At 64.4% G+C, this 6,046-nt stretch carries 5 protein-coding genes and 1 pseudogene; all 6 read left to right on the plus strand.

Going from position 1 to position 6,046, the window contains the following annotated elements:
- Positions 1 to 182: 182 nt before the first annotated feature.
- Positions 183 to 1,205, plus strand: a complete 1,023-nt coding sequence (locus EV640_RS13430; RefSeq protein ID WP_133726722.1) for a pilus assembly protein TadG-related protein — start codon at positions 183 to 185, stop codon at positions 1,203 to 1,205.
- A 10-nt stretch (positions 1,206 to 1,215) separates the two neighbouring features.
- Entirely contained in the window at positions 1,216 to 1,932 is a 717-nt protein-coding gene (gene cpaB, locus EV640_RS13435) for a Flp pilus assembly protein CpaB (protein ID WP_036474817.1), read from the plus strand.
- Positions 1,929 to 3,116, plus strand: coding sequence for a CpaE/TadZ family protein (locus EV640_RS13440; RefSeq protein ID WP_133726723.1), 1,188 nt, complete (start codon positions 1,929 to 1,931; stop codon positions 3,114 to 3,116). The genes cpaB and EV640_RS13440 overlap by 4 nt, the downstream gene beginning before the upstream one ends.
- Entirely contained in the window at positions 3,113 to 4,603 is a 1,491-nt protein-coding gene (locus tag EV640_RS13445) for a TadA family conjugal transfer-associated ATPase (RefSeq protein WP_036474814.1), read from the plus strand. The genes EV640_RS13440 and EV640_RS13445 overlap by 4 nt, the downstream gene beginning before the upstream one ends.
- Positions 4,600 to 5,565: a type II secretion system F family protein gene (locus EV640_RS13450; protein WP_235180991.1), complete on the plus strand. Its 966-nt coding sequence runs from the start codon at positions 4,600 to 4,602 to the stop codon at positions 5,563 to 5,565. The genes EV640_RS13445 and EV640_RS13450 overlap by 4 nt, the downstream gene beginning before the upstream one ends.
- A pseudogene (locus EV640_RS13455) lies at positions 5,565 to 6,046 on the plus strand (hypothetical protein); the annotation flags it as partial. The gene EV640_RS13450 and the pseudogene EV640_RS13455, both read left to right, overlap by 1 nt.

The following is a 6,046-nucleotide window of genomic DNA, read 5'->3' on the forward strand; positions in this document are numbered from 1 at the left end:
ATGTCTACGTGCCATGTCAGTGAATTTCCTCCTGCACCCATTATCGGATGCGAAACCCACACAGTCACTGGACTCCTACCCGGGGACCCAACCACAGGTACCGCCACGGTGACGATCAGCTATCCGATGCAGCTTCTGGGCGGCATCGGAACGGTCACACTTACGGGCAAGGGGACTATGCGATGCAACGGCTGAGGGCCCAGTTCGCGACCCTGACGAGTCGCCTGGAGAAGGGACGCGACCGGGGCGCCTCGGCGGTCATCACGGCGCTCATGATGGTCCCGATCATGATCCTGGCAGCACTGGCCATCGACGTCGGCGCGATGCACGCCGAGCAGCAGCAACTCCAGACCGGTGCCGATGCTGGGGCCCTCGCCGTCGCCCAGGACTGCGCGCGCGATGACTGCGCCACCACGGCTGCCACGGCCCAGAGCATGGCCTCGGCGAATCTCAATGCAGCCGGTGCCATCGGTGAGATCGAGTCCTTGGATGAAACCGCTGGCGAGGTGAAAGTCCAGACAAGCGCCGTCCGCGAGCACTGGTTCGCCCCAATCGTCGGGATCAACTCCACTCGGCTGCAGGCCCAGTCTGGTGCCCGGTGGGGGTATCCCACTGGGGGAACCGCAGTTCTTCCGGTGGCCTTCTCCTGGTGTGCTTTGACGGCACAAGCTGGAATCACGGTTCTACGGGATCCAAACGGAACTGTGATCGGGGTAAATATGCCGTCAACGAGCGCTCAGCGCACCGTTAATTTCACCAAGTCGTCCGCCACTACGTGTACGGGGCCTTCCGGCAATGCAGTTCCAGGTGGCTTCGGTTGGTTGACGCCCAGTTCCACCAACTGTGGAAAAACCGAATCCATCATCGGCGGGTGGGTGGGGTCTGACACGGGTAATAACGTCCCGTCGCCCTGCAACAACGCCGAGTTCCAGAAGTGGTTGGGCAAAACTGTTCTTCTGCCCATCTTTGATCAGACCAGAGGAACTGGCAACAGCGGTGAGTACCGTGTGTTCGGGTATGCGGCGTTCACCCTTTCCGGTTACTACTTCGCTGGCCAGTACAGTCATCCATCCCCAGCTCCCTGCGGCGGCAGCGAACGGTGTATCCGGGGGAGCTTTGACCGTTTCGTGGACCTGACCGAAAATTTCGACTACAGCCCCAGCGGGCCCCGTATGGGTGCTGCTGTCGTGGCCCTGACCGAGTAAGGGCTGTTCATTGTCCCGTCGTTTTATCGCCGCTGTCCTTGCAGTCCTCCTCGCTGGTCTTGCCGCTCTGTTGGTGGTCAGGTATGTCAACACTGCGGATGAACGGGCGATGGCGGACATGTCACCCGAGTCCGTGTTGGTGGTGACCGAATCGGTCCCAGAAGGCACCCCGGTGAGCGAGATGACCGACTCTGTGTCCACCGATGAGGTGCCCAGCTCGGCCGTCATCCCCGGTGGCATCGGCTCACTCGAGGATGTGGCGGGAGAGCTGACGACCACGACGCTCTACCCGGGCGAACAGCTGGTCGAGGGCCGCTTCGCATCGCCGGAAGAGCTCGAAGATCCGATGAAGGTCGATGCCCCTGAGGGCTTCCACGAGATCACCGTCCAACTGCCCACCACGAGGGTGATCGGCGGGCACCTGACGCCGGGAGATACTGTCGGGTTCTTCGTCAGTGCCTCTGATCCCCAGGAGACCCAGTTGACGCTGCAGAAGGTCCTCGTCACCCGAGTGGACGGTGGAGTCACCGAGGGCGTCGACGATGAAGGGGTTGAGACCACCACGCCTGCAGCAGACACTCTCATGGTGACCCTTGCCGTGGAAGCCAGCGATGCCAGGCTTGTTGCTCACGCTGCGGAGTTCCATGGAGTCTGGCTCTCGCTTGAGCCCGAATCGGGCCCTGAAGTTGAGTCCGGTTCCGCAGAAGTCCAGGACGTGCTGCGATGATCCGCATCGCGTTCTCCGGCGCGGATGTCGACCTCGAAGCCGTCTACACGCAGGCAGCCGGGGCCGGATACCTTTCTCTGCGCGTTCCATATTCGGAGGATCCAGCAGACCTGCTTGGACGACTCCAGGGAGGCTCGGTTCCGGGCGTGATGGTGATGGACTCCCGGCGCGACCCTGATCTCTGCCTCGCGCTGGCGGCTCGATTCCACACTGAGCATCCGGACACCGTGGTGCTGCTGATCACCGATCAGCCCGAAGCGCTCGGTCTTGGGGCCATGCGCGCCGGGGTCACCGACCTGCTTTCCCCGGGGGCCGACCTGTCGCAGGTCAGTCGGGCCCTCGGCAAGGCGAAGCAACAGGCCGAAGCTCTTGCGGCCCGTCGTGCCGAGACCGCACCCAAGGGTCCGAGCGGCCGGGTGATCACCGTCGTCTCCGCCAAGGGAGGCGTGGGCAAGACGACCGTGACGACCAACCTCGCTGTCGCGCTGGCTCAGGCCGTGCCGCACTCGACGGTGATCGTGGACCTGGATCTGCAGTTCGGCGATGTCGCCACGGCGCTGAGCCTCTCGCCGGAGCATTTCCTCCCGGACGCGCTGCAGAGCGTGGCGACCGGAGACACCATTGCGCTCAAGACCCGTCTGACGCTGCACGAGACCGGGCTCTACGTGCTGCCCGCGCCTGCGGATCCCGCCGCCGCCGATGGCATTACCAGCGCCCAGATCAGTCAGCTGCTGCAGGTGCTGACCCAGGAGTTCCCCTACGTGGTGGTCGATACATCCCCAGGGTTGGCTGACCACACACTGGGGGCGTTGGATCACACCACCGATCCGCTCTTGCTCACCACCCTGAGCGTGCCCGCACTCAGCGGGCTGCGCAAGATCGTCGACACGCTGTCGGTGCTTCAGATGTTCACCGAGCGGTATCACGTGGTGGTCAACCACTCTGATGCCGCCGACGGGGTCGCGTTGAAGGATGTGGAACAGACACTGGGCGTCCCGGTGGGCACCGCCATACCTCGGTCTAAGGGAGCACCCGCCTCGATCAACATCGGGGCCCCGCTCCTGCAGTCACAGACACGGGATCCGCTCGTGAGATCGCTGGTATCGCTGGCAAACATGCTGCTCCCCGCAGGAACCACGCTGGACAGGCGGGGGCGGCTGCGCGCAAAGGGGAAGAAGACATGAGCCTCTCTGAACGGCTGAAAGCGGCTCAGGGGGGTCAGCAGTCCCAGGCTGAACCGGTCCGCGCCGCTCCTGCGCCGACAGTGAGGGAACCTTCGCCCGTCCACGAGGCCCCTACCCCGGTTCCCGCGCAGCCTGTCACTCGCCGGACTGTCGCCAGTGCCCGTGAACGTCCTCCCGCTCCGGCCCGTCCTGAGGAGCCCGACGATGCGCTGCGTCGCCTGAAGGACAGCGCCGCCGCGACGTTGTTCCAGCGGATCGGGGCCCGGCTCAATGACCCGTCTTTGGATGAGCGCCAGCTTCATGCCCTGGTGCGGGCGGAGCTGAACGCCGTCATCGAGAAGTCCTCCATTCCGCTGAGCACCGAGGAGCGCAAGCGGCTGACCGCCGAGGTCCAGGACGACGTGCTCGGCTACGGACCGCTGCAGCGGCTGCTCGATGACGAGACCGTCACCGAGGTGATGGTCAACGGACCGGACATGATCTACATCGAGAAGTCTGGACAGCTGCAGCGGGCAGCGAGTCGCTTCGCCTCTGAGGAGCATCTGCGGCTGGTCATCGAACGGATCGTCTCGCGGATCGGACGTCGGATCGACGAGTCCGCACCGATGGTCGACGCCCGGCTCTTGGATGGCTCGCGCGTGAATGCCGTGATCCCGCCGCTGGCCTTCAACGGGTCCTCGCTGACGATCAGGAAGTTCAGCAAGGATCCCTTCAAGGTGGCCGACCTTGTCCGCTTCGGCACGCTCAGCCCGGAGATGGCTGAGCTGCTGGACGCCTGCGTGGCGGCCAAGCTCAATGTCATCGTTTCCGGTGGCACCGGTTCAGGAAAGACCACGTTGCTCAATGTGCTCTCCTCCTTCATCCCGGAGGGCGAGCGGATCGTCACCATCGAAGATGCGGTGGAGCTCCAGCTTCAGCAGGACCATGTGGTCCGGTTGGAGTCTAGGCCCCCCAATGTGGAGGGCAAGGGCGAGGTCAGCATCCGCGATCTGGTGCGCAACTCATTGCGCATGCGACCGGATCGGATCGTCGTCGGCGAGGTCCGCGGCGGAGAGAGCCTCGACATGCTCCAGGCGATGAACACCGGCCACGACGGATCCCTCTCCACCGTCCATGCGAACTCGCCCCGCGATGCGATTGCCCGGCTGGAGACGCTGGTGCTGATGGCCGGAATGGATCTGCCGCTGCGAGCCATCAGGGAACAGATCGCCTCAGCGGTCGATCTGATCGTGCAGCTCACACGTCTTCGGGACGGGACGCGCCGAGTCACCGCGGTCACCGAGGTCCACGGCATGGAGGGTCAGACGGTCACCCTCCAGGATGTCTTCCTCTTCGACTACGCGGCCGGAGTCGACGACGACGGCAAGTTCCTCGGGAAACCCGTCTCCACCGGCATCCGCCCGCGGTTCACCGAGCGCTTCGCCGATCTGGGCATCACGGTCTCCCCGGGAATCTTCTCCCGCCCAGAGACTGGCACGGTGCCGTGATCGGTCCGGTGATCGACCTCTTCGCCGAGCACGGGCTCCTCGCCAGTGCGGTACTGATCGTGGCATCGGCCGTGGGCGTCCTTGCCTACCTGCTGCTCTCTCCTGGTCCCGTGCGTGTGCCATTGGAGCGCCGACAACCCGGACATGTCCCGAGGCCCAGCGCTTTGGAGCGCGGAGCTGGCGCCGCGACGGCCTTGGTCGAGCGGCTGATCCACCGACGGGGGACCCCGGTGGGTGCTTCGACGCTGGAGCTCGCCGCGGTGAAGCTGCGACCGCAGGACTTCGTATTCCTGGTCCTTGTGGGCTCGGTGGTCGGTTTCGCTCTGGGGCTCGTGCTCAGCGGGGGACTGCTGGGAGTCCTCTTCGCCGCCGTGGTCCCGCTGGGCGCGAAGTTCCTGCTCGGGATGCGGATCTCGAAGCGGCAGAAGCAGTTCGCCGAGCAGCTTGATGATTCGCTGCAGCTGATGGCCTCGAATCTACGCGCCGGGCACAGCCTGCCGCAGGCACTCTCCTCGGTCGCCAAGGAGGCAGAGAGTCCCACCTCAGATGAGTTCGTGCGCATCGTCAACGAGACCCGGGTGGGACGGGACCTCGGCGTCGCCCTGGACATGACCGCGGCCCGCATGGCGAGCGAGGACTTCTCCTGGATCACCCAGGCGATCGCGATCAACCGTGAGGTCGGTGGAAACCTCGCCGAGGTGCTCGACGGCGTGGCCAACACCATCAGGCAGCGCAATGAGATCCGTCGCCAAGTGGCGACCCTCAGCGCCGAAGGACGACTCTCTGCATTGATCCTGATGGTGCTTCCCTTCGGACTTGCCGGCTTCCTCCTGATGAGCAACCCCGCATATCTCGCCCCCTTCACCCAGACCACGATCGGCTATGGTCTGATGATCCTTGCCATTGTCATGCTCAGCATCGGCGGGCTGTGGCTTCGCAAAGTAGTGGAGATCAAGTTCTGATGACCATTGATCCCTTCATCGTTTCCGCAGCGCTCTGTGCGGCCCTTGCCGTGGGCACCTGCATCTGGTTGGCGTGGACCGGAATAGACCCCGTCCGTCGCGGAGCCCAGGCGAATCTTCGTCGCGGGGGAGTGACACTGGTCGCCGCGACGAGCGGTCAATCCACCACGGCACCCAATGTGTCTCTCTCGGCGCTCGCGAAGCGGATGACCCCGGCCCTCGTCGTGCGGGTATTGGACCGACAGCACACTTTGGCCGGACGACCGGGCGCATGGACCGTGGAGAAGCTGCTCACGCTCAAGCTGAGCTGGCTCGTGATCGCCGGGGCGATCAGCGCTCTCATCCTCTTTTCTGGGCCTCCACCTCTTCTTGCGATGATGACACTGGGGTCTGCTGCACCGGTAGGTGACATCTACTCTGGCTTGCCTGCGGGCGGCCTGGAAGGATGTCACAGTGCCCAAGCCCTATCCCTCAGAGTTCC

The organism is Nesterenkonia aurantiaca (assembly GCF_004364585.1).
Taxonomy (GTDB): domain Bacteria; phylum Actinomycetota; class Actinomycetes; order Actinomycetales; family Micrococcaceae; genus Nesterenkonia; species Nesterenkonia aurantiaca.